Genomic DNA, 20,115 nt, shown 5'->3' on the forward strand with positions numbered 1-20,115 from the left:
TTCACCTGACAAAAGCCGCGCCTCGCATTAGCTTTCGCCCATGAGTACCGATTCCCGTCCCCTCGCCAAGCCGACCGTCCAGATCGAGAACGATCGCGTCATCGTCACCGAATGGCGCTTTCCGCCGGGAGCCCATACCGGCTGGCACCGTCACAATCACGACTACGTGGTGGTGCCGGTGACGACCGGCGAGCTGCACATCGACGATGGCAAGGCGACGGTGCCGGCGCCGCTGCGTGCCGGCGTCTCGTATGCCCGCCTGACCGGCGTCGAGCACGACGTCATCAACCCCAACGATTTCGAGTTCGTGTTCGTCGAGGTCGAGCTCAAGGCCTGATCGGCGCGGCGCCGGGGCGTGGCCGCGCGACGCTGCCCCGCAGGGCGGCTGCATTGACTTGCGCCCCGGCAGGGCTCATATGAGGGCCGCCAGTGGTCCGGCCCCCTTCCGATGGGCCCTTGCGAGACCGCGCCCAAAGGTCCCCCGGAGGGACTAAGCCACGGAAACTAAATGAGTTTTGAGAGTTTGGGGCTGAGCGCCCCGGTTCTGCAGGCAGTCGCCGACAAGGGCTACACCCAGCCCACGCCCATCCAGGAAAAGGCCATCCCCATCGTCCTGATGGGGCGCGATGTCCTTGGATGCGCGCAGACGGGTACCGGCAAGACCGCCTCCTTTGTCCTCCCGATGATCGACATCCTCGCCGAGGGCCGCGCCAAGTCGCGCATGCCGCGCACGCTCATCCTGGAGCCGACGCGCGAGCTGGCCGCCCAGGTGGCCGAGAACTTCGACATCTACGGCAAGAACCACAAGCTCACCATGGCGCTGCTGATCGGCGGCGTGAGCTTCGACGACCAGGAGCGGGCGCTGGAGCGTGGCGCCGACGTCCTGATCGCCACCCCGGGCCGCCTGCTCGACCATTTCGAGCGCGGCGGGATCCTGCTGAACGACGTCAAGATCCTGGTGATCGATGAAGCCGACCGCATGCTTGACATGGGATTCATCCCCGATGTCGAGCGGATCGTCGGCCTCCTGTCGCCGATGCGCCAGACACTGTTCTTCTCGGCCACCATGCCGCCGGAGATCCGCCGCCTGGCCGACCGCTTCCTGAGCAACCCGAAGGAAGTCACCGTGTCGCCGCCGGCCTCGGCCGGCACCAACATCGTTCAGGGACTGACCGTGGTCCCCGATGCCGAGAAGCGCGAGGCCTTGCGCGCGCTGATCCGGAGCCAGGACATCAAGAACGCCATCGTGTTCTGCAATCGCAAGCGCGACGTGGCGCTGCTGCAGGGCTCCCTGAAGAAGCACGGATTCAACGCCGGCGCCCTGCACGGCGACATGAGCCAGCCGGCGCGCATGGAGACTCTCGAGCGCTTCAAGCAGGGCGAGATCCAGATCCTTGTGGCGTCCGACGTCGCCGCGCGCGGCCTCGACATCGTCGACATGAGCCACGTCTTCAATTTCGACGTGCCGTTCTCGCCCGAGGATTACGTCCATCGGATCGGACGCACCGGCCGCGCCGGCAAGACCGGTCATTCCTTCACCCTGGCGTCGCCGTCGGAAGGCGACCTTGTGCAGGCGATCGAGAAGCTGATCGGCACGACCATTCCCCGCATCGAGATTCCGGGCATGGAAGCCGCCGCCTTCGAGGCCTCGGACGGGCGTCGGCGCGGCCGCGGTCGCGGCCGTGGACGGACCGCCGACAAGCCGCGCGCGCCGCGCGGCGAGCAGCGCGAGGGCTCGGAGCGCGGTCCCGCGAGACGGTCCGAATCGCGGCGCGGCGAGGGCCGTTCGTCCGACACTCGTTCCGTCGACACCCGTTCCTCCGACACCCGCGCCCCGGAAGCCGCCGTCGTCGAAGCCCGGCCGCGCGACGAGGCGCCGCGCGAGACCGCAGGCGGCCATCGCGCCGAACGGTCGCGTAGCCGTCCGCCGCGCGATCGCAAGCCCGAGTCGGCGGCGCCGCGGCGCGAACGCCGCCACGATGGGCGCCACGAGGGCCGCGACGAGCCGGCTCCGATGGGGCTGGGCGACCACGTGCCGGCGTTCCTGGCCCGTCCGACCCGCTGAGGCCGGTCGCCGCATTTCCGGAGTCGGATCGGCCGGGTCGATTCCAGCCGATCCCATCTTGCTCTACAGTGGCCCCGGAAAAGGGGGACCATGCAGACCATCTTCATCATGGTGAAATGCGATCTCGGTAAAGCCTACGAGGTCGCGGACGATGCCTGCGCCATCGAGCGGGTGTCCGAAGTCTATTCGACCTCCGGCCAGTACGATCTCCTGATGAAGTGCTATCTCGACGACAAGACCGACATCGGCCATTTCGTCACCAGCCAGATCCAGACGCTGCCGGGCGTGAAGGACACGTTCACCCTGATCACCTTCAAGGCGTTTGCCTGACCATGGCCGACCAGGACCGGACCGCGCCCGGGAAGATCGAGCTCGGCATCGAGCGGGTCATCATGGCCAGCCGCTGGCTCCAGGCGCCGCTTTACATAGGGCTGGTGCTGGTGCTTGCCGTCGTGGTCGTCAAGTTTCCCTTCAAGGTCTGGGACCTGGCCCAGCAGGCCCTCGTCGTCCAGGAAGGCGACCTCGTCCTGGCCGTGCTCTCGCTGGTCGACCTCATCATGGTCGCCAACCTCGTGGTGATGGTCATCATCTCGGGCTACGAGAACTTCGTCAGCCACATCGACGCGCGCAGCACGGCCGACAGGCTGAGCTGGTTCGGCAAGCTCGACGCCGGATCGCTCAAGATCAAGCTCGCCAGCTCGATCGTGGCGATCTCGTCGATCCACCTGCTGCAGCGCTTCCTGGAGGCGCCGTCGATCCCGAACGACAAGCTCTACATCCTGATCGCAATGCACCTGACGTTCGTGGTGTCGGCCCTGCTCCTCACCTACATCGACCGCATCTCGGCGGCGAAGAAGGTCGACGGCGGGCATTGACGATCGCCGGTGGCCGCGCGGCCCTCGCGATCTGGGTCGACATCGACCCGGCCGACGACGCGCTGTTCGAGCATTGGCACAGTCGCGAGCACGTCCAGGAGCGGGTCGCCTGTCCCGGCTGGCGGCGCGGCAGCCGCTTCAAGGGCGTCGAGCGGCCCGGCCGCTATCTCCTGTTCTACGATGCCGAGTCGCCGGCCGCGTTCGAGAGCGACGCCTATTATGCCCGGCTGCGCGATCCCACCCCCATGAGCCGCGCGATCTTCCCGAAGTTCCACGACACCTGGCGCACGGTCTGCACGGTCGAGCGGCGGGTGGGGGACGGCATCGCCGCGGCGGCGGTGACGCTGCGCCTGCCGGCGGGCGAACCGTGCCCGTTCGACGCCTTGGCGGCCGCGGGGCCGGCTCGCCTCGACCTGCTGGCAGGAGAGGCCGGAGTCGGCCAGGCCCAGACCGCGGAGAAGGACCTGCGCGGGGCGCGCGATCGCCAGATCGACCGCGCCGTCGTCGCCTTCTTCTGGTCCGTCGAGGCCGCGCGCGCTGCCCGCGACGCGCATGCGCCTGGAGGCGAGCTCTTCAGCCTGCGCCACACCGTGTCGAAGACGGATCTGCCGGGCTGACCCCTCCATCCGCTGCGCGGGCGGAGGGGTCACGCCCCATGTCAGTTGATCAGGCCGTAGAACTTGCCGGCATTGGTGCAGGTGATCATCCGGGTCACATCGGCCGGGACCTCGGCGAACTGGTCCTTGATGTACTGGTCGGAGTGCGGCCACACGCCGTCGCCGTGCGGATAGTCCGAGCCCCACATCAGGCTCTCGGCGCCCATCTCGTCGATCAGCTTGGCGCCGATCCGGTCGAACTGGAACGTCGCCTTGCACTGGCGGCGCCAGTAGTCGGACGGCTTCATCTTGAGGCCGAGGTCGGTGAAACGGTCCTCCCACTCGAAGTCCATGCGGTCGAGCGCGTAGGGGATCCAGCCGCAGCCCGATTCGCCGAAGGCGATGCGGATGTTGGGATAGCGCTCCAGCACGTTGGCGGCGATCACCGCGGCGAGGATGTTCACCAGGTTCATCTGGAAGCCCGAGACGACGGTGAAGAACACCGAACGCCCGACGCGGCCACCGTGCTTCTCGATCGTGTCCGGCGGGATCGTGGGAAAGGTGTGGAAGTGCAACGGGAGCTGCACGTCGTTGACCGCCTTCCACAGCGGCTCCCACATCGGATGCCACATCGGCTCCATGTCCCACGAGCAGGAGAGCTCGAGGCCCCGGATGCCCATCTTGGCCACCCGGTAGATCTCCTTCACGGCGGCGTCGATGTCGCCGTAGGGCAGGCAGGCCAAGCCGATGTGCCGGTCCGGATAGTGGCTGCAGAAATCCTTCAGCCAGTCGTTGTAGATCCGCAGCATCTCGTTCGAGGCGTCGCGGTCGTTCAGCCGGCTGGATGCGCCCAGGATGCCGTAGATCACCTCGGCGTCGACGCCGTCGCGGTCCATGTCCTTGATGCGCAGATGCGGGTCGGAGACGCGGCGGATGCCCTTGGCGCCGTCGGCGTAGAGGCCGGTCTCGGCCATGACGTCGACCCGGTGGTGCTTGCCGGGGACGTACTTCGCGCCGGCCGGGCCGACGCCGTTCTTGTAGCCGAAGGTCGCGCCGTTCCTGGCCGTCCATTTCGGCCCGTCGTCCGTCTCGACGACGAAGGGCATGCGCTCCTTCATCTCGCGCGATGCCATCGACGTGAAGAGGTCGGGCGGCATCCAGGGCAGGTCGAGATGGCAGTCGGCGGAAATACGATTGTACTGCATGCTTCGCTCCCGAATTTGGCCGTTTGTGTTGGTTCGAATTCTGCGCGCCGCCCGGCCGTCGGGGCAAGGACCAACTGCCCAGTTTCGTCTGGCAGGCGGAAACGGCGAGCTACTCCGGGTGGCCAAATGATGGCAGCGGCGATCGCGATTTCGGTGAAAAGGTGCTGCGGTGCAATTGAGAAGACGACGGCTTCGGGCGGCGTGTCAGCGGCCGACCGAATCGAAGTAGGCTCCTTCGGCGCCCATGAAGATCATGGTGCCGATGACCAGAACGATGGGCAGGGCGCGACGCCAGCCGGGCAGGCCGGCCTCCTTGACCAGAGAGCGGCGGCGCAGCCAGCCCCACAGGGCGTAGAGGAGCCAGGTCGGCAGGGCGATCATCAAGGTGAACCATGCCGCGCCCTGAAAGGCGCCGACGCCGGCTGCTTCCCCGCCGACCCCCTGCAGGCGGAGTTGGATTACCAGCAGGATCGCGAGCACGGTGCGTACAAGGAGCAGCAGCGTCGCTGCCGTAGCCAGGCCCCACAGCAGTCGGCGGAAGATCGAATCGGCGAATGGGCGCACCAGCCAGGCGGCCAATCGCGGCGCTGCCACGGCGGCGCTCCCCGTAGTCAGCAGGCCGAGCACCAGCACGTGCGTGGCTATGAGGGCGTGAGTAGCGAGCCAAGCGATGGCGACGACCAGGATCGCGAGCCAGATCGCCTCGCCGACCGTACCCGCGACGCCGAACAGCCGGTCCCAGCCGACATTCTCGCCGCGCTCCTTCGCTTGCTGGAGCGCCTCATCGGTCCGGTAGCTGTCGAAGCCGCCGCGTTTCATGCCGTGAGAGCCTACGGCGGTCCCGTACTTTTCGCCATTGCCCGCACATCCCGCGGACCGCATCATCCGCCGCCATGGAAACCGCCACCCCTCTCGACGGCGAGTTCGACTACATCATCGTGGGCGCGGGCTCGGCCGGCTGCGTTCTGGCCAATCGCCTGTCGGCGGATCCGGCCAACCGCGTGCTGCTGCTCGAGGCGGGTGGCCGCGACAACTGGATCTGGTTCCACATTCCGGTCGGCTACCTCTTCGCCATGGGCAATCCGCGCGCCGACTGGATGTTCCAGACGGAGAAGGAGCCCGGCCTCAACGGTCGCGCCCTCAACTATCCGCGCGGCAAGGTGATCGGCGGCTGCTCGGCCATCAACGGCATGATCTCGATGCGCGGCCAGGCCGCCGACTACGACCACTGGCGGCAGCTCGGCCTGGCCGGCTGGGGCTGGGACGACGTCCGGCCGATCTTCCGCAAGCTCGACGGCCATTTCCTGGGCGACACCGAACATCATGGCGGCAGCGGCGAATGGCGCGTCGAGCAGATGCGGCTCACCTGGGACGTGCTGGACGCGGTAGCCAAGGCAGCGACCGAGATGGGCGTGCCGCCGACCGAGGATTTCAACACCGGCGACAACAACGGCGTGGGCTATTTCCACGTCAACCAGAAGCGCGGCCTGCGCATGTCGACGGCGCGCGCCTTCCTGAAGCCCGTGCTCGGCCGGCCCAACCTGCGGCTGGAGACCGGCGTGCTGGTCGAGAAAGTCGTGTTCGAGGGGCGGCGCGCGGTCGGCGTCCGCTTTCGCCAGGCCGGCGGCGGAGGCGGCCGGCTCGTGGAGGCGCGGGCGCGGGGCGAGGTCATCCTGTCGGCCGGTGCCATCGGATCGCCGCACATCCTGCAGCTCTCCGGCGTCGGACCCGCCGACTGGCTGGCCGAACAGGGCATCGCGCCGGTAGTCGACCGGCCGGGCGTCGGCCGCAACCTGCAGGATCATCTGCAGCAGCGCTCGATCTACAAAGTGTCCGGCGTCAAGACGCTGAACACGACCTACCATTCGCTGGTCGGGCGTGCCCTGATGGGCCTGCAGTATGCGCTGTTCCAGACCGGCCCGCTCACCATGGCGCCGTCGCAGCTCGGCATCTTCACCATGTCCTCGCCGGACCACGAGCGGGCCAACATCGAGTTCCACGTCCAGCCCCTGTCGCTCGACAAGTTCGGCGAGCCGCTGCACCGCTTCCCGGCCATCACCGTCAGCGCCTGCAACCTGCGGCCGACCTCGCGCGGCACCGTCCGCCTGCGCTCGGTCGATCCGGCCGACAAGCCGATGATCGCGCCGAACTACCTCTCGACGCCCGAGGATCGCCGCGTCGCCGCCGACGCGATCCGCGTCACGCGCCGCCTGATGCGCCAGCCGGCGCTGCAGCCCTACCATCCCGAGGAGTATCTGCCCGGCCCCGCGGTCGGCGACGACGAGGCCTCGCTGGCCAAGGCGGCCGGCGACATCGGCACGACGATCTTCCATCCGATCGGCACGGCCAAGATGGGGCTGCCCAGCGACCCGATGGCGGTGGTCGACGAGCGCCTGCGCCTGTTCGGCCTCGAGCGCCTGCGCGTCGTCGACGCCTCGGTGATGCCGACCATCACCTCGGGCAACACCAACACGCCCACCATCATGATCGCCGACAAAGGGGCGGCCATGATGATCGAGGATCGTCGGTGATCGTCGATTGCCACGCCCATGTGTTCGCCCACTGGATCGGCTCCTGCGGGCATCCGACGCGCGAGATGCACCGGCGCTACCTGCAGAAGGTCGTCACCCGGACGGCGGCGTCGACCTTCCGGCTTCGCGACGGCGCGCGCGCCGACACCGCCGCCCTGTTCCGGGCGGGAGACGAGGGATGGAGCGGGCTCGCCGACGTCGACTTCCGCGTCGGGCGCTTCGGGCAGCTCGAGTTCACCCATGACGGCGAGGATTACGCCATCCAGTACATGCCCGTGGGCATGCAGGAGCTGGCAGCGCCGCCGGAGCTGATGCTCGCCCAGATGATGAACGCCGGCGTCGACCACTGCATCCTGCAGGCCGGCGGCGGCTACGGGGCGATGACCGAGATGAACGCCTTCGCCGCTCGGCAGTATCCGGAGCGGATGACCGGGCTGATGCACGTCGACGAGGCGCTGGCGGCCGAGCCGGCGCAGCTCGCCGCGATCGACCATGGCGTCCGCGTGCTGAAGCTCCGCGGGCTCTACTTCAACGTCGACGGGCTCAGCCGGCACGGCTTCCCCTGGCCCCTCGACGCGCCGCGGATGGAACCGCTCTGGGACCGGCTGGAACGGCTGGGCGTCGTGCTGTGCATCGAATTCGGCGCCGGGCCGAGCTACGACAGGGCTGGCTACCTGGCACATGTCGCGGCCTTCGGCCGGGTGCTCGCGCGCCATGCCGACCTGCGCGTCCACCTGGCGATGAGCCCGCCCGTCGCCTACTTTGCGCGCGACGGTCGGTACGAGTTTCCCGACGAGCTCCTGCGCGTCTATCGCCACGAGCCGCTGGTGCTGGAGGTGGTCTTCCCGATCACCTACGGCGGGATCTGGGACTATCCCTACCCGGAGGCCCAGGCCCTGATCGCCGACCTGCGCGATCAGCTCGGGGCGGGGCGGCTCGTCTGGGGCTCGGACATGCCGAACGTCGAGCGATTCTGCACCTACCGGCAGTCGCTCGACTACGTGCGGCGGTATTGCCCGTTCCTGACCGCGCGCGAGAAGGACCAGATCCTCGGCGACACGTGCGCGGCGTTCTACGGCCTCGGCCAGACTGCTCCCGCCAGCTAGCTAGTTCCTCGCCTTGAAGGCGAACTCCGCGCCCGAGCGGATGCCGGTCGGCCAGCGTGCCGTCACCGTCTTGAGCTTGGTGTAGAAGCGCACGCCTTCCATGCCGTAGATGCCGTGGTCGCCGAAGATCGAGGCCTTCCAGCCGCCGAAGCTGTGATAGGCCACCGGCACGGGGATCGGCACGTTGATGCCCACCATGCCGATCTTGACGCCGTTGGCGAAGGCGCGGGCGGCGTCGCCGTCGCGGGTGAAGATCGCGGTGCCGTTGCCGTAGGCATGGTCGTTCACCAGGCCGATCGCCTCGTCGAAGCTCTTCGAACGCACGACCGAGAGGACGGGACCGAAGATCTCGTCCTTGTAGATGGTCATGTCCTTGGTGACGTCGTCGAACAGGCATCCGCCCATGAAGTTGCCGTTCTCGTAGCCCTGCAGCTTCAGGCCGCGGCCGTCGACCACGAGCTTTGCGCCTTCCTTCACGCCCTGGTCGACATAGCCCATGACCTTGTCGCGATGCTGGCGCGTCACCAGCGGGCCCATCTCCGACTGCGGGTCGAGGCCCGGGCCGATCTTCAGCGCCTGGACGCGCGGCGCCAGCTTCTCGATCAGCCGGTCGCCGACATCGCCGACCGCGACGGCGACCGAGATCGCCATGCAGCGCTCGCCGGCGGCGCCGTAGCCGGCGCCGATCAGAGCATCGGTCACCTGCTCGAGATCGGCGTCGGGCATGACCACCATGTGGTTCTTGGCGCCGCACAGCGCCTGGACGCGTTTGTTGCGCTGCGTGCCCTGGTGATAGACGTACTCGCCGATCGCCGTCGAGCCGACGAACGAGATCGCCGGCACGTCGGGATGGGTGAGCAGGGCGTCGACCGCGACCTTGTCGCCGTTCAGCACCTGGAAGATGCCGGCCGGCAGGCCGGCCTCGGCGAACAGCTCAGCCAGCAGCATCGGCGCGCTCGGATCCTTCTCCGACGGCTTCAGGATGAAGGCGTTGCCGCAGGCCACCGCTATGGCGCCCATCCAGCAGGGGATCATGATCGGGAAGTTGAACGGCGTGATGCCGGCCACCACGCCCAGCGGCTGGCGGATCGACCAGGAATCCATGTCGGTCGCGACCTGCTCGGTGAAGTCGCCGCGCATGTGATGGGCGATGCCGCAGGCGAACTCGACGACCTCGATGCCGCGCCCGACCTCGCCCTTGGCGTCGTCGAAGGTCTTGCCGTGCTCGAGCGACATCAGGCGCGCCAGGTCGTCGAGGCTCTTCTCCATCAGGCTCTTGAGGTTGAACATGACGCGCTGGCGGCGCAGCGGCGGCGTCGCCGCCCAGGCCAGCTGCGCCGTCTTCGCGGTCTGCACCGCGGCATCGATTTCCGCTTCGGAGGCGAAGGCGACCCTGGCCGTCACCTCGCCGGTCGCCGGATTGGTAACGTCGCCCGCGCGGCCGCTCTTGCCTGCCACGTGTTTGCTGCCGACATAGTGCCCGATCTCCGCCGCCATCTCGCTCCTCCACTCGGTGCCGGCGTTCTACCACCGGGCCGGAAAGGCGTGAAGGCGGCGTCGTGCAGCGCGCCGTCGCTGGGCGCGTGTCAGGCCTGGAGGAGCGCTTCCGCCTGGTCGAGCGTCACCGGCGGGTCGTCGAGCAGGGCCGAGATCGCCGGTTCCTCCCAGGCGGTGCTGGAGCCGATCGAGAGCTTGGGCTGGTCGGCCAGGCGGTGCTCAAGGACGAACCGCGCCATCAGCAGCCGCCGCGCATCGCCGCCCTCGGCGCCGAGGCGCGCGCCTTCGTTGGCCATCAGGGCGGCGGTCGTGACGTGGTATAGCGCGCTCGCCGCGACGCGGCTGAAGCGCTCCTTCTCGGGCGAGTCGGCGACCTCCTCGGCGAAGCGGACGGCCTGCGCCACCGTCGATTCGAGCCGGGTGCGGAACTGGCCGGGCAGCCCGCGCGCCTCGGCGAGGCGCTCGCCCAGCAGCTCGCCGAGCGCGAGATGGGCGCGCTCCTTGCCGACCGCGCGCTGGATGACGTCGAGCGCATTGACGCTCGAGGTGCCGTCCCAGATGACGCCGAGATGGGCGTCGCGCACCAAGCGCGCGTTGGGCCAGTCCTCGATGTAGCCGTTGCCGCCGCGCGCCTCCATCGCCGCCGTGGCGACGGCGATGTTGTCGCGCGAGGCGCGGTACTTGCCGATGGGCGTCAGGATGCGCACGGCCTTGTCGGCCTGCGCGTCGCCCGGCCGCGCCATCATGGTGGAAACCAGCATGAGCAGCGACAGCGACTGCTCGGTCTTGACCAGCATCTTGAGGAGCTGGCGGCGCATCAGCGGGTGCTCGATGACGCGCTTGCCGAACGCGTTGCGATGGCGCGCCACCTGCATCGCTTCGTTGAGGCAGCGGCGCATCATGCCGGCGGCGCGCGTGAGGTGCGAGACGCGGCTGGGATTGACCATCTCCAGCATCTGCTTCATGCCGCGCTCGATGTCGCCCAGCGGATAGGCGATTGCCCCGTCGAACACGATCTCGCCGCTCGGCATCGACTTGCTGCCGAGCTTGTCCTTGAGGCGCACGATGCGATAGGCGTTGCGCGTGCCGTCGGGCAGGGTCCGTGGCATCAGGAACAGGCCGAGCCCGCGGCTGCCGGCGCGGGCGCCTTCCGGGCGGGCCAGCAGCACGGCGATGTCGCCGTCGGCGTTGGAGCAGAACCACTTCTCGCCGTAGAGGCGCCACGCGTCGCCGTCGCGCACGGCGGTCAGCTCGGCGGCGCCGGCGTCGGAACCGCCGATCTTCTCGGTCATGAACTGGGCGCCGTAGAGCAGGCGGTCCATGTCCTGCGTCCACATGCGGTCGAGGTAGCGCGCCTTCAGCTCGTCGCTGCCGTAGCGTTCGAGCAGGTCGGAGGTGCAGTCGGTCAGGTTGACCGGGCACAGCACGCCGAACTCGGCCTGCGAGAACAGGTAGAAGAACGCCTGCTTGGCGAGCTGCGGCATGGGCTCGGACCAGCCGAGGACGCCGCCGCGATGGGTCATGGCGTGCATGCCGAAGCGCGCGAAGGCGATGCGGCGGATCTCGTCATAGGCGGGGTGGACCTCGATCCATTCCTCGTCGCGGCCGAAGCGGTCGCGATAGTGCAGCACCGGCGGGCGCTTGTCGGCCAGGTCGGCGAGCTGGTTGAGGCGGCCGCCCGCGAGCTCGCCGAGCTCGTGCAGGTGGGGCGCGAGATGCTCGCGCAGCGGCGCGTCGAGATAGAGGGTCAGGAGATCGCGCAGGCTGCGGTCGATCTCGTAGAAGTTGAGGCCGCTGCAGTCCGGGGCGAGATGCTGCGACCGGCGGGCCACGGCCGGGCGGCGGGCGAGGTCGGAGGGCGAGCTGGCGGCGGAGAAGGGGGCGAGGTCGTTCATGAGCCCAGCATGATCGGCGTCGGACGCGCGCTCAAACGATTTCTTGGCCGTGCATTTTGAGTCATACTCAAACCATGCCGTCGCGCCGCCTGCCGCCGCTGCACGCCGTCCGGGCCTTCGAGGCCGCCGCCCGGCACCTGTCGATCAGCCATGCCGCCCGCGAGCTGAACGTGACGCCGGGTGCCGTCAGCCGCCACGTGCGGGCGCTGGAGGAGGAGCTCGAGGCGCCGCTGTTCGTGCGCCGCGCCACCGGGCTGGAGCTGACGCCGGTCGGCCGGTCGCTGGCCGAGGGCGCGCGCGAAGCCCTCGACCGCCTGGAGGAGGCGACGACCGGCGTCCGCTTGCGCCACTACCGCCGCCTGTCGATCGGGGTCTACGGGCACTTCCTGTCGCGCGCGCTGCTGCCCGTCCTGCCGGGGCTGAAGCGCGTCCATCCCGAGCTGGAGCTCGACCTGCACGCCAGCACCAACCCGCTCGACATGCTGCCGAGCCGCTTCGATGCGGTGATCGCCGTCTCCGGCGTGGGCCGGCAGTCGGGCCTCGTGGTGCGGCCGCTGATGCCGATCACCACGGTGGCCGTGGCGGCGCCACGCCGTCTCAGGAAGGGCCCCGTCGACTTCGCGCGCGTGCCGCTTCTCCATACCCGCCCGCGGTCCGAGGACTGGCGGCGCTGGCTCGACCAGGCGGGGCTTGCCTCGGTGCCCGTGCGCGGCGGCAGCAGCTTCGAGAGCGCCACCCAGACGCTGGAGGCGGTCGCTGCCGACCTCGGGCTTGGCATTGCCATCGAGGGCCTGCTGGGACCCGACCTGGCGAGCGGACGCGTCGCCATCGCCCATCCGGTGCGCCGGCCGACGCGCCGGCACTTCACGCTGCAGTACGAGACCCGCTTTGCCGAGGATCCGTCGCTCTCGGCGTTTGCCGACTGGCTGTGCACGGCGCTGGAGGCGGACGCGCGCTACGCGGCGTGAGGCGTGCCGTCCTTGCGGGTGTGCACGTAGCGGCCGTCGGCACCGGCCCGGGCATGGTTGTCGATGTCGGGATAGGTGACTTCGTCGAAGGAGGTGCGGTCGCCGACCACCAGGATGGTGGCGTCCTCGGCCGAGCGGTTGACCAGCCGGTGGGCGTCGCTGCCGCCGGCGGGGAAGCCGGCGCACATGCCGGCCCGCAGCGTCTGCTCGCCTTCGTTGGTCTCCAGCACCAGCTCGCCCGAGACCACCCAGATGAACTCGTCCTGGCGGGAATGGGCGTGCCGGGCCGAGGACTGGCCGCCGGGCACGATGCGCGTGAGGGTGACGCCGAAGTTCTTCAGCCCGGCATGGTCGCCGAGTCGCCGGTTCCAGCGCCGGCTGTTGTCGGCGCGGAAGGCCGCCGGATAGCTCGTGGCGTTGCTCTCGGCGACGTCGGCCGGATCGAAGGCGGGCAGGCGGGGCTTGGACATGGAAGAAGCCTAGGCCTCCCCGGCCGCCGACGCGACCGAGAGCCTCTCATGCGCCCATGAATCAGGATCCGAACGCCCGGATCACCTCGCCCGGCCGCGAGGCGGGATCGGCGCAGAAGCCACCGGCGTCGGCCACGCGGGCGCCGTTCACCCAGACGCCGTGCAGCCCGACGGCGGAGGTCGTGAGCCGCGCCGCGCCGGCCGGCAGGTCGTGCGCCCGCCGCTTGGGGCCGCGCGCCACCGTCGCCGGATCGAACAGCATCAGGTCGGCGGCATGGCCCTCGCGCAGCAGGCCGCGGTCGCGCAGCCCGAACAGCTTCGCCGGCTGGCCGGTCAGGCGATGGACGGCCTGCGGCAGGTCGAGCACGCCGAGCTCGCGGCTCCAGTGGCCCAGCAGGTGCAGGCCGAAGCCGGCGTCGCAGAAGAAGGTGAGATGGGCGCCGGCGTCGGACAGCGAGATGTGGGTGTCGGGATCGGCCAGGATGCGGCCGACCGCCGTCTCGTCGTTGTGCAGGAGCTGGGCCACGAACTGCGTGTCGAGGTCTTCCGACAGCGCGAAGTCGAGGATGCAGTCGAGCGGATCCTTGCCGGCTTTTGCCGCGACCTCGGCGAGCGGGATGCCTTCGAGGGCGCGGTTCTCGGGCTTTGCGGTCTCGACGACGAAGAGCTTGTCCCATTCGCTGTTGAAGACCAGGCGGCCGCGCGACGCCGCGAGCTCGCGGCGGACGGAATCCCGCCAGCCCTTGTCGCGATAGACCTTCTTCAGCGCCTCCGGATCGTGTGCCGCCATCGCCGGCTTCCACGCCTGCATGCTCTCGAACAGGTACGGACTCTTGAACGTGAAATCCATGCTGAGCGGACAGCACGAGGTCTGGGCGACCAGCTCGTGGCCGCGCGCCCGCGCGGCATTCACCTGCTCGAGCCAGGTGAAGGCGGCGGTCGGATTAGTGTTGGAGTGGAACAGCGCGGCGATGACCACCGGCCGTCCGGCCTCGACCGCCAGTTCCTCGAGATAGGGGATGGTGGTCTTGCTGCCCTTGGTCAGCATGTAGACGCCGCGGCCGCTCTCGCCCATCGCCCGCACCAGCGCCCGCATCTCGCGGTCGTCGGCCAGCCGCGAGGGCATGGGCGTGCCGCCCTCGCCGTTGTGCGCCTCGGCCGTCGAGGTCGCGAAGCCGACGGCGCCGGCGGCCATCGCCTCGCGGACATGGCGACGCATGGCGGCGACCTCGTCGTCGGTCGCGGTGCGCTCGGTCGCGTCCTCGCCCATCACGAAGGTACGGATCGCCGAATGGCCGGCGAAGCAGGCGACGTTGGGGCCGACGCCCTGCTTCTGCAGCATGTCGAGATACTGCGGAAAGCTCTCGAAGCCCCAGGTGATGCCGGCGCGCAGCGCGTCGAGCGACATGCCCTCGACATGGGTGAGATGGCGCATGGTGAGGTCGCGGTCGGCCGGCTTGCAGGGCGCGATGGTGAAGCCGCAGTTGCCCAGGATCGCGGTCGTGACGCCGAGCGCGGGCGAGGGGTCGACGAACGGGTCCCAGGTGATCTGCGCGTCGTAGTGGGTATGGCCGTCGATGATGCCCGGCGCCAGCGCCAGCCCGTCGGCCTTCACGGTTTCCTTTGCCGCGCCGAGCTTCCCGCCGACCGCCATGATCCGACCGCCGGTGACGCCAAGGTCGCCGTGCACCGGGGCACTGCCGGCGCCGTCGTGGATCTCCGCATCCTTGATGACGAGATCGAACATGGGGCTTCCTCCTGATTTTCCGCCATGGTGCGACGGACGACCGGCCTTTTCCAGAGTCCAAAGGGCGACGAGCGCCGACGATCGATGCAGCCGGCGAAGGCCTGCCCCGCGTCAGTGTCGGGCTTACGGGCCGATGACGACCTTCTCCTCGACGACGTAGCTGCGGATGCGGCCGATGAAGCGGGCGCCGTCGGCGTGCAGGGCCTTCATCTCCGGCGTCTTCGCGGCGGCCTCGAGCGCGGCCCGGTCGTCGAACCAAAGCTCGGCGACGCCATCGACCGCCACGTCCGTGGCCGGAATGTCGGAGCGCGTGCGTTCGTCCAGGATGTGGTTCTGCACGTAGCGGCGCAGGCCGGGCACGGCATGTGCGAGCGGGGCGTGGACCTCGACCCAGTGAGTCATGAACTGCTCGTGCGTCCAGCCGTCCTTGCGGGTCAGAAGACCGATCGTCTTGATCATGATGGGCGTTTCCTCCAGGCGCGGCTACTATGGGACATGCGCCGTCTCGTTGCGATCGCCATTGCCCTGATCCTGGTCTGCGGCAGCGCCTCGGCGCAGGGGGTGCGCTTCCCCAGCGTCGCCGTCGGCAACAGCCCCGCCGGTCCCGAGATCACCGGCTGGATGTATCGGCCCGCGGGTGCCGGACCCTTTCCCGCGATCATCCTGGCGCATTCCTGCGCCGGCGTGTCGCCTCACACCGAGACTTGGGGCAAGCGCTTGGCGTCGTGGGGCTACGTCGTCCTGGCGCCGGATTCCTTCGGCCCGCGCGGCGAGAAGTCGGTGTGCACGAGGGGCGTGGTCGTCAGCGGCAACATGCGCGTGGCCGACGTCGCCGGCGCCCTGCGGTTCCTCGCGACCCAGCCGGACGTGCGCGCGGATCGCATTGGGCTGATCGGCCACAGCCACGGCGGCTGGACCGTCATGCGGTCGGTGCAGAAGTCCTACGGCCTGGCGGCGATGGGCCTGCGCGCGGCCGTCGCCTACTACCCGTCCTGCGCGCCCCAATTCGACCGCGACGTCGACATCCCGCTGCTCGTCCTGATCGGCGACAAGGACGACTGGACCCCGGCCGACCGCTGCCGCCAACTCCAGGCCGCGGGCTTCGTGCGGCCGGACCTCGTCGATGTGGTCTACTATCCGAACGCCTATCACAGCTTCGACAGCAACGCGCGCGACCGCACCGTGCCGGGCGGGGGCGGCAAGGTCCATCGGCTGGCCTACGACCCCGAGGCCGCGGCCGATGCGGAAGCTCGCACCCGCGCCTTCTTCGCGAGCCTCTTACGCTGACGCCGCCCCGTTCTAGCCGCCGTCCGCGAGACCCATCTGGCGGCAGAGCAGCACAAGCGTCTCGTAGATGACGTGGGCGCAGAGATGGGCGGCCATGCCGTTGACGTCCTGCGGCGGGCTCACCGTGTTGACGTCGATGGCGACGATGTTGAGGTCGGTCAGGCAGCGCAGGAGATCGATTCCCTCGCGCGCCGACAGGCCGCCCCAGGACGGCGTGCAGACGCCGGGCGCGGTCGAGGGATCGAAGACGTCCATGTCGAAGCAGAGATAGACCGGCCGCTTGCCGACCTTGTCGCGGAACTCGGCCATGCGCTGGGCGAAGCCGCCGCGCACCAGCTCGTCGATCGACACGATCTTGTAGCCGAGGCTCATGGCCCGCGGCACCACGCCCTGCGCGTAGGTCGTGCTGCGGATGCCGACGTGCCAGGAGAACTCCGGGTCGACCAGCCCTTCCTCGGCCACATGCGTGAACTGGGTCGCCGAGTTGTACTTCTCCTCGGCGCCGTAGGGATAGGAATCGGTGTGCGAATCGATGTGCAGCGCCGCCATCTTCTTGTGCTTCTTGCCGACCGCCCGCGCCACGGGAACGGTGACCGAGCCGTCGCCGCCGATGGTGATCGGGATGGCGCCGGCCTCGACGATGCGGTCGACCGCCTGCTCGGTGCGCTCGAAGGCGTCGACGATCTTCGACGGCGTCAGCCTGACGTTGCCGCAGTCGACCAGGCCCAGGGCCTCGACCGGATCGAAGTCGGCGTTGGTCGGATTGAAACGCCGCATCAGCGCCGACTGCTGGCGCACCGAGTCCGGGCCGCCGCGCGCGCCGATGCGCATGTTGGTGCCGCAGTCGAACGGGATGCCCAGGATCGCCGCCTTGTTCTGCGGGCCGGGCCGGCCGTAGGGCGCGCCCATGAAGGTGAGCGGCGAGGTGAACAGCTCGGACTCCGGCAGGCGGTCCATGATCATTGCTCCGCGGAAAGGAAATCGTAGGCAACCAGCGTATGGATCTTGGCGACGGCCACCAGCTCGTCCACCAGGACGTACTCGTCGGCGCCGCCCATGTTGAACGGTGTCAGGCCCAGCACGACGGTGGGCACGCCGTGCGGACGGTACCAGCGCGAATCCGAGCCTCCGACCCGCATGTTGACGGCCGGCGCCTGTCCCAGGACCTCGCCTGCGACCGCCGCGGTGCGCCGCACGATCTCCTGGCCGGGATCGGTGAAGGACGGCTCGAAGCGGCGGATGGCCCGCCACGAAACGCCGTCCATCGCGCCCAGCCAGTCGTCGAGGCGAGCCGCCAGCACATCCGTCGTCATGCCGACGGGCAGGCGGATGTCGGCGCGGGCGATGGCGTGCGTGGGCACGAGGTTGGGGGAGGTTCCGCCCTCGATCGTGCCGATGTTGACCGTGACCCGCCGCAGCGTCTCGGCCTCGCCGTCGCCCGACAGCGGCTCGGAGATCGGCTTCGCCCGGGCGATCGCCTCCGTGACGACCGGTGGCGCCTGGAAGGGCACCGTCTCGAGGTCCTTCAGGCGGTCAAGCGCGGCGCGCAGTCGGTCGATCGCGTTGGTGCCGCGATGGACGTGCGCGCCGTGCGCCGGCGATCCCGTCGCCTCGACCTCGACCCACATCAGGCCCTTTTCGCCGAAGCGCACGATGCGGGGCGAGCCGACGTCGCCGCAGATATTGGCGTCGCCGGCGGCGTGCGGGACGTGCTGCAGCAGGTAGCCGGTGCCGAGCGAGCCCATGTTCTCCTCATCGCCCGCGAGCGTCAGCACGATCTCGCCGGACCAGGCGTCGCGATGACGGGCGAGCAGGGCGGCCGCCAGCAGCGAGCAGGCCATGCCGCCCTTCATGTCGCAAACGCCGCGGCCGTAGAGCTTGCCGTCGGCCAGCACGCCGCCCAGCGGCGGCACGGTCCACGGCAGCTCCTCGAGCAGCGGGAACGTGTCGAGATGCCCGTTGAAGATCAGGCGGCGGCCCGGCCGCGCCCCCTCGAGGCGCCCGACCAGGCTGACGACCCGGGGCTCGGGTTCGAAGCGCTCGACCGTCATGCCGGGAATGTCCCGCAGCAGCGCCTCCGCGACGGCGGCCACGTCGTGCGTGTCGCTCGGCGGGTTGGGCGAGGCGACGGCGACCAGCTGCCGGGTCGTCTCGATCAGGGAGTCGCGCGCCGCCTCGACGTCGCGCGCCAGTCGCTCGCGAAGGCTGGCGACCATCAGCGGGCCTGCAGCCGCCGTTCCCACCAGCGGATCGCCATGGCAAGCGGCCAGCAGATGAAGAAATAGACGACGGCGATGAAGGTGAAGGTCTCGAGCGGCCGGAAGTTGGTGGCCGACAGTTCCATGCCGCGCCGCGTGATCTCGCTCACCGAGATCACCGCGCCCAGCGAGGAGAACTTGATGAGCTGCACGAAGTTCGAGGCGAGCGGTGGCAGGGTCATGCGGATCGCCTGCGGCAGGACGATGCGTCGGAACGACTGGATGGGCGAGAGCCCCAGCACCTGCGCCGCCTCGCGGTGGCCGACCGGAACGCTCTGGATGCCCGAGCGGTAGACCTCGGAGATGAAGGCGGCCTGGTAGAGGGCCAGGCCGACGATGAGGGCCGTCAGCGATTCGATGCGCACGCTGAAGACGATCGGCAGCACATAGTAGACCCACAGGAGCTGCACCAGGATCGGCGTGTTGCGCACGACCTCGCCGATCGAGACTCCGATCCAGCGCAACACCCGGAAGCGCGACATGTCGAGCATCGCGATGACGAGGCCGCCGGCCATCGCCAGCACGAGGGTGATGGCCGAGATGATCAGCGTCATCTGCAGGCCGCCCATCAGGAAGTCGAAGCTTCCCCAGACCGTGTCCCAGCGGAACTGGTACTTGAACATCTACACCTCATCGGAGAGCGGACCTCCAAGTCCGCCCTCCCGGGTCTGAGCGGACTGGAGGTCCGCGCTCCGAAGAAGCCTTACGGCGCCACGATCGGATCGAGCTTGTGCTTCTTGGCGTACTTCATCAGGCGGCCGTCGAGCTTGATCGTGTCGACGAACAGGTTGACGTAGTTCAACCAGATCTGGTCGCCCTGGGGCACGACGTAGGAGTAGGGCGTGATCGCCAGCTTCTCCTTGGGCAGGATGTAGGTCGCCCAGTCGAACTCGTCCGTCACCTTGATGGCCGTCGGGAAGTCCGTGATGATGACATCGACGCGGCCGGCGACCAGCTCCGCTTCACGCGTGTTGGGCGGCGCCACGGACACGATCTCGGCGTTCTTGACGTAGTTCTTCATGAACGGCTCGATATAGCTGCCGAGCGACACGGCGGCCTTGATGCCCTTCTGGTCGATGTCCTCCCACTTCTTGACCTTGCTGTCCTTGCGGGTGACGGCATAGATGTTCGTCAGCAGATAGGGCCTGGAGAACTCGACGGCCTGGGCCCGCTTCAGCGTGGCACCGACGCCGAACATGCCGATCTCGCACTTCCCCGCCTGCAGGTCGGCGATGAAGCTGCCGAAGCTCGATTCCACGATCTCGAGCTTGGCGTCGAGCTCCTTGGCCAGCTCCTTGGCAAGATCCGCATCGATGCCCTCGATCTCCCCCGTCTTGGGATTGCGGAAGGAGATCGAATAGTAGAGCGGGTATTGGCAGACCCTCAGCTTCTTGTTCTTGGTGATGTCGTAGAGGCGCGACTGCGTCTGCTGCGCCTCGGCGCCGGCCGACGCCATCATCCCGACCAATCCTGCGAGGGCCAGCGCCCCCAATGCCTTCTTCACACCCATGATCTTTCTCCTCTGTTATCCGTCGCCCCGAGCGAAGCCGTGGGGCCTTCCTTCACCACACACGCTGCTGTCGTTGAGAGAAGATCCCTCCACGCGCGCCCTGAG

20 protein-coding genes are annotated in these 20,115 nt (G+C 68.9%); 9 read left to right on the forward strand and 11 right to left on the reverse strand.

All coding sequences use genetic code 11. From position 1 onward, the window contains the following. Positions 1-40: 40 nt before the first annotated feature. From ACO073_RS10735 to ACO073_RS10755, 5 genes are all read left to right on the forward strand, one after another. Positions 41-337, forward strand: a complete 297-nt coding sequence (locus tag ACO073_RS10735) for a cupin domain-containing protein (RefSeq protein WP_421997284.1) — start codon at positions 41-43, stop codon at positions 335-337. Positions 338-508: 171 nt separating this feature from the next. Further along, the gene (locus ACO073_RS10740; RefSeq protein ID WP_421997285.1) at positions 509-2,065 is read left to right on the forward strand and encodes a DEAD/DEAH box helicase; all 1,557 of its coding nucleotides are present in this window, start codon (positions 509-511) and stop codon (positions 2,063-2,065) included. Positions 2,066-2,155: 90 nt separating this feature from the next. After that, positions 2,156-2,395: an Lrp/AsnC ligand binding domain-containing protein gene (locus tag ACO073_RS10745; RefSeq protein WP_421997286.1), complete on the forward strand. Its 240-nt coding sequence runs from the start codon at positions 2,156-2,158 to the stop codon at positions 2,393-2,395. Positions 2,396-2,397: 2 nt separating this feature from the next. Then, a complete protein-coding gene (locus ACO073_RS10750) occupies positions 2,398-2,940 on the forward strand; it encodes a TIGR00645 family protein (RefSeq protein WP_421997287.1) in 543 nt (180 codons plus the stop codon). Further along, on the forward strand, positions 2,937-3,557 hold the full coding sequence (locus tag ACO073_RS10755) for a hypothetical protein (RefSeq protein ID WP_421997289.1): 621 nt from the start codon (positions 2,937-2,939) through the stop codon (positions 3,555-3,557). The genes ACO073_RS10750 and ACO073_RS10755 overlap by 4 nt, the downstream gene beginning before the upstream one ends. Before the next feature lie 41 nt (positions 3,558-3,598). Here the strand turns inward: ACO073_RS10755 and ACO073_RS10760 are convergent, their stop codons facing one another. Both ACO073_RS10760 and ACO073_RS10765 read right to left on the reverse strand, forming a co-directional pair. Next, positions 3,599-4,741 carry an amidohydrolase family protein gene (locus tag ACO073_RS10760; protein ID WP_421997290.1) on the reverse strand — a complete coding sequence of 381 codons (1,143 nt, stop codon included), beginning with the start codon at positions 4,739-4,741 and terminating at the stop codon, positions 3,599-3,601. Between the two features lie 204 nt (positions 4,742-4,945). Then, the gene (locus tag ACO073_RS10765) at positions 4,946-5,560 is read right to left on the reverse strand and encodes a hypothetical protein (protein ID WP_421997292.1); all 615 of its coding nucleotides are present in this window, start codon (positions 5,558-5,560) and stop codon (positions 4,946-4,948) included. A 74-nt stretch (positions 5,561-5,634) separates the two neighbouring features. Between ACO073_RS10765 and ACO073_RS10770 the strand changes: the two genes are divergently transcribed. Together ACO073_RS10770 and ACO073_RS10775 are read left to right on the forward strand one after the other, a co-directional pair. Then, positions 5,635-7,272, forward strand: coding sequence for a GMC family oxidoreductase (locus ACO073_RS10770; RefSeq protein WP_421997293.1), 1,638 nt, complete (start codon positions 5,635-5,637; stop codon positions 7,270-7,272). Further along, the gene (locus tag ACO073_RS10775; RefSeq protein WP_421997295.1) at positions 7,269-8,378 is read left to right on the forward strand and encodes an amidohydrolase family protein; all 1,110 of its coding nucleotides are present in this window, start codon (positions 7,269-7,271) and stop codon (positions 8,376-8,378) included. Before ACO073_RS10770 ends, ACO073_RS10775 begins: the two co-directional genes overlap by 4 nt. Here the strand turns inward: ACO073_RS10775 and ACO073_RS10780 are convergent, their stop codons facing one another. Continuing rightward, positions 8,379-9,875, reverse strand: coding sequence for a CoA-acylating methylmalonate-semialdehyde dehydrogenase (locus ACO073_RS10780; protein ID WP_421997296.1), 1,497 nt, complete (start codon positions 9,873-9,875; stop codon positions 8,379-8,381). Positions 9,876-9,964: 89 nt separating this feature from the next. Next, on the reverse strand, positions 9,965-11,770 hold the full coding sequence (locus tag ACO073_RS10785) for an acyl-CoA dehydrogenase family protein (protein ID WP_421997298.1): 1,806 nt from the start codon (positions 11,768-11,770) through the stop codon (positions 9,965-9,967). A 74-nt stretch (positions 11,771-11,844) separates the two neighbouring features. Between ACO073_RS10785 and ACO073_RS10790 the strand changes: the two genes are divergently transcribed. Beyond that, positions 11,845-12,738: a LysR substrate-binding domain-containing protein gene (locus ACO073_RS10790; RefSeq protein WP_421997300.1), complete on the forward strand. Its 894-nt coding sequence runs from the start codon at positions 11,845-11,847 to the stop codon at positions 12,736-12,738. Here the strand turns inward: ACO073_RS10790 and ACO073_RS10795 are convergent. The 3 genes from ACO073_RS10795 to ACO073_RS10805 form a co-directional block, all read right to left on the reverse strand. Further along, the gene (locus tag ACO073_RS10795) at positions 12,726-13,208 is read right to left on the reverse strand and encodes a cupin domain-containing protein (RefSeq protein WP_421997302.1); all 483 of its coding nucleotides are present in this window, start codon (positions 13,206-13,208) and stop codon (positions 12,726-12,728) included. The genes ACO073_RS10790 and ACO073_RS10795 overlap by 13 nt on opposite strands. Positions 13,209-13,269: 61 nt before the next feature. After that, positions 13,270-14,955: an N-acyl-D-amino-acid deacylase family protein gene (locus tag ACO073_RS10800; RefSeq protein ID WP_421997303.1), complete on the reverse strand. Its 1,686-nt coding sequence runs from the start codon at positions 14,953-14,955 to the stop codon at positions 13,270-13,272. Between the two features lie 123 nt (positions 14,956-15,078). Continuing rightward, the gene (locus ACO073_RS10805; protein WP_421997305.1) at positions 15,079-15,414 is read right to left on the reverse strand and encodes an EthD family reductase; all 336 of its coding nucleotides are present in this window, start codon (positions 15,412-15,414) and stop codon (positions 15,079-15,081) included. Between the two features lie 36 nt (positions 15,415-15,450). Between ACO073_RS10805 and ACO073_RS10810 the strand changes: the two genes are divergently transcribed. Then, the gene (locus ACO073_RS10810; RefSeq protein WP_421997306.1) at positions 15,451-16,242 is read left to right on the forward strand and encodes a dienelactone hydrolase family protein; all 792 of its coding nucleotides are present in this window, start codon (positions 15,451-15,453) and stop codon (positions 16,240-16,242) included. A 12-nt stretch (positions 16,243-16,254) separates the two neighbouring features. Here the strand turns inward: ACO073_RS10810 and ACO073_RS10815 are convergent, their stop codons facing one another. From ACO073_RS10815 to ACO073_RS10830, 4 genes are all read right to left on the reverse strand, one after another. Then, a complete protein-coding gene (locus ACO073_RS10815; RefSeq protein WP_421997307.1) occupies positions 16,255-17,199 on the reverse strand; it encodes an arginase family protein in 945 nt (314 codons plus the stop codon). 2 nt (positions 17,200-17,201) lie between these two features. After that, entirely contained in the window at positions 17,202-18,458 is a 1,257-nt protein-coding gene (locus ACO073_RS10820) for a M20/M25/M40 family metallo-hydrolase (protein WP_421997308.1), read from the reverse strand. Beyond that, positions 18,458-19,123, reverse strand: a complete 666-nt coding sequence (locus tag ACO073_RS10825) for an amino acid ABC transporter permease (RefSeq protein WP_421997309.1) — start codon at positions 19,121-19,123, stop codon at positions 18,458-18,460. Before ACO073_RS10825 ends, ACO073_RS10820 begins: the two co-directional genes overlap by 1 nt. An 80-nt stretch (positions 19,124-19,203) precedes the next feature. Next, entirely contained in the window at positions 19,204-20,010 is an 807-nt protein-coding gene (locus ACO073_RS10830) for an ABC transporter substrate-binding protein (RefSeq protein WP_421997311.1), read from the reverse strand. Positions 20,011-20,115 lie beyond the last annotated feature (105 nt).

It is taken from the genome of Reyranella sp. (assembly GCF_965229815.1).
Taxonomy (GTDB): domain Bacteria; phylum Pseudomonadota; class Alphaproteobacteria; order Reyranellales; family Reyranellaceae; genus Reyranella.

Coding starts and splice junctions, on each gene's coding strand:
- ACO073_RS10735 (WP_421997284.1), top strand. CDS start 41: ATGAGTACCGATTCCCGTCCCCTCGCCAAGCCGACCGTCCAGATCGAG.
- ACO073_RS10740 (WP_421997285.1), top strand. CDS start 509: ATGAGTTTTGAGAGTTTGGGGCTGAGCGCCCCGGTTCTGCAGGCAGTC.
- ACO073_RS10745 (WP_421997286.1), top strand. CDS start 2,156: ATGCAGACCATCTTCATCATGGTGAAATGCGATCTCGGTAAAGCCTAC.
- ACO073_RS10750 (WP_421997287.1), top strand. CDS start 2,398: ATGGCCGACCAGGACCGGACCGCGCCCGGGAAGATCGAGCTCGGCATC.
- ACO073_RS10760 (WP_421997290.1), bottom strand. CDS start 4,741: ATGCAGTACAATCGTATTTCCGCCGACTGCCATCTCGACCTGCCCTGG.
- ACO073_RS10765 (WP_421997292.1), bottom strand. CDS start 5,560: ATGAAACGCGGCGGCTTCGACAGCTACCGGACCGATGAGGCGCTCCAG.
- ACO073_RS10770 (WP_421997293.1), top strand. CDS start 5,635: ATGGAAACCGCCACCCCTCTCGACGGCGAGTTCGACTACATCATCGTG.
- ACO073_RS10780 (WP_421997296.1), bottom strand. CDS start 9,875: ATGGCGGCGGAGATCGGGCACTATGTCGGCAGCAAACACGTGGCAGGC.
- ACO073_RS10785 (WP_421997298.1), bottom strand. CDS start 11,770: ATGAACGACCTCGCCCCCTTCTCCGCCGCCAGCTCGCCCTCCGACCTC.
- ACO073_RS10790 (WP_421997300.1), top strand. CDS start 11,845: ATGCCGTCGCGCCGCCTGCCGCCGCTGCACGCCGTCCGGGCCTTCGAG.
- ACO073_RS10795 (WP_421997302.1), bottom strand. CDS start 13,208: ATGTCCAAGCCCCGCCTGCCCGCCTTCGATCCGGCCGACGTCGCCGAG.
- ACO073_RS10800 (WP_421997303.1), bottom strand. CDS start 14,955: ATGTTCGATCTCGTCATCAAGGATGCGGAGATCCACGACGGCGCCGGC.
- ACO073_RS10805 (WP_421997305.1), bottom strand. CDS start 15,414: ATGATCAAGACGATCGGTCTTCTGACCCGCAAGGACGGCTGGACGCAC.
- ACO073_RS10810 (WP_421997306.1), top strand. CDS start 15,451: ATGCGCCGTCTCGTTGCGATCGCCATTGCCCTGATCCTGGTCTGCGGC.
- ACO073_RS10815 (WP_421997307.1), bottom strand. CDS start 17,199: ATGGACCGCCTGCCGGAGTCCGAGCTGTTCACCTCGCCGCTCACCTTC.
- ACO073_RS10820 (WP_421997308.1), bottom strand. CDS start 18,458: ATGGTCGCCAGCCTTCGCGAGCGACTGGCGCGCGACGTCGAGGCGGCG.
- ACO073_RS10825 (WP_421997309.1), bottom strand. CDS start 19,123: ATGTTCAAGTACCAGTTCCGCTGGGACACGGTCTGGGGAAGCTTCGAC.
- ACO073_RS10830 (WP_421997311.1), bottom strand. CDS start 20,010: ATGGGTGTGAAGAAGGCATTGGGGGCGCTGGCCCTCGCAGGATTGGTC.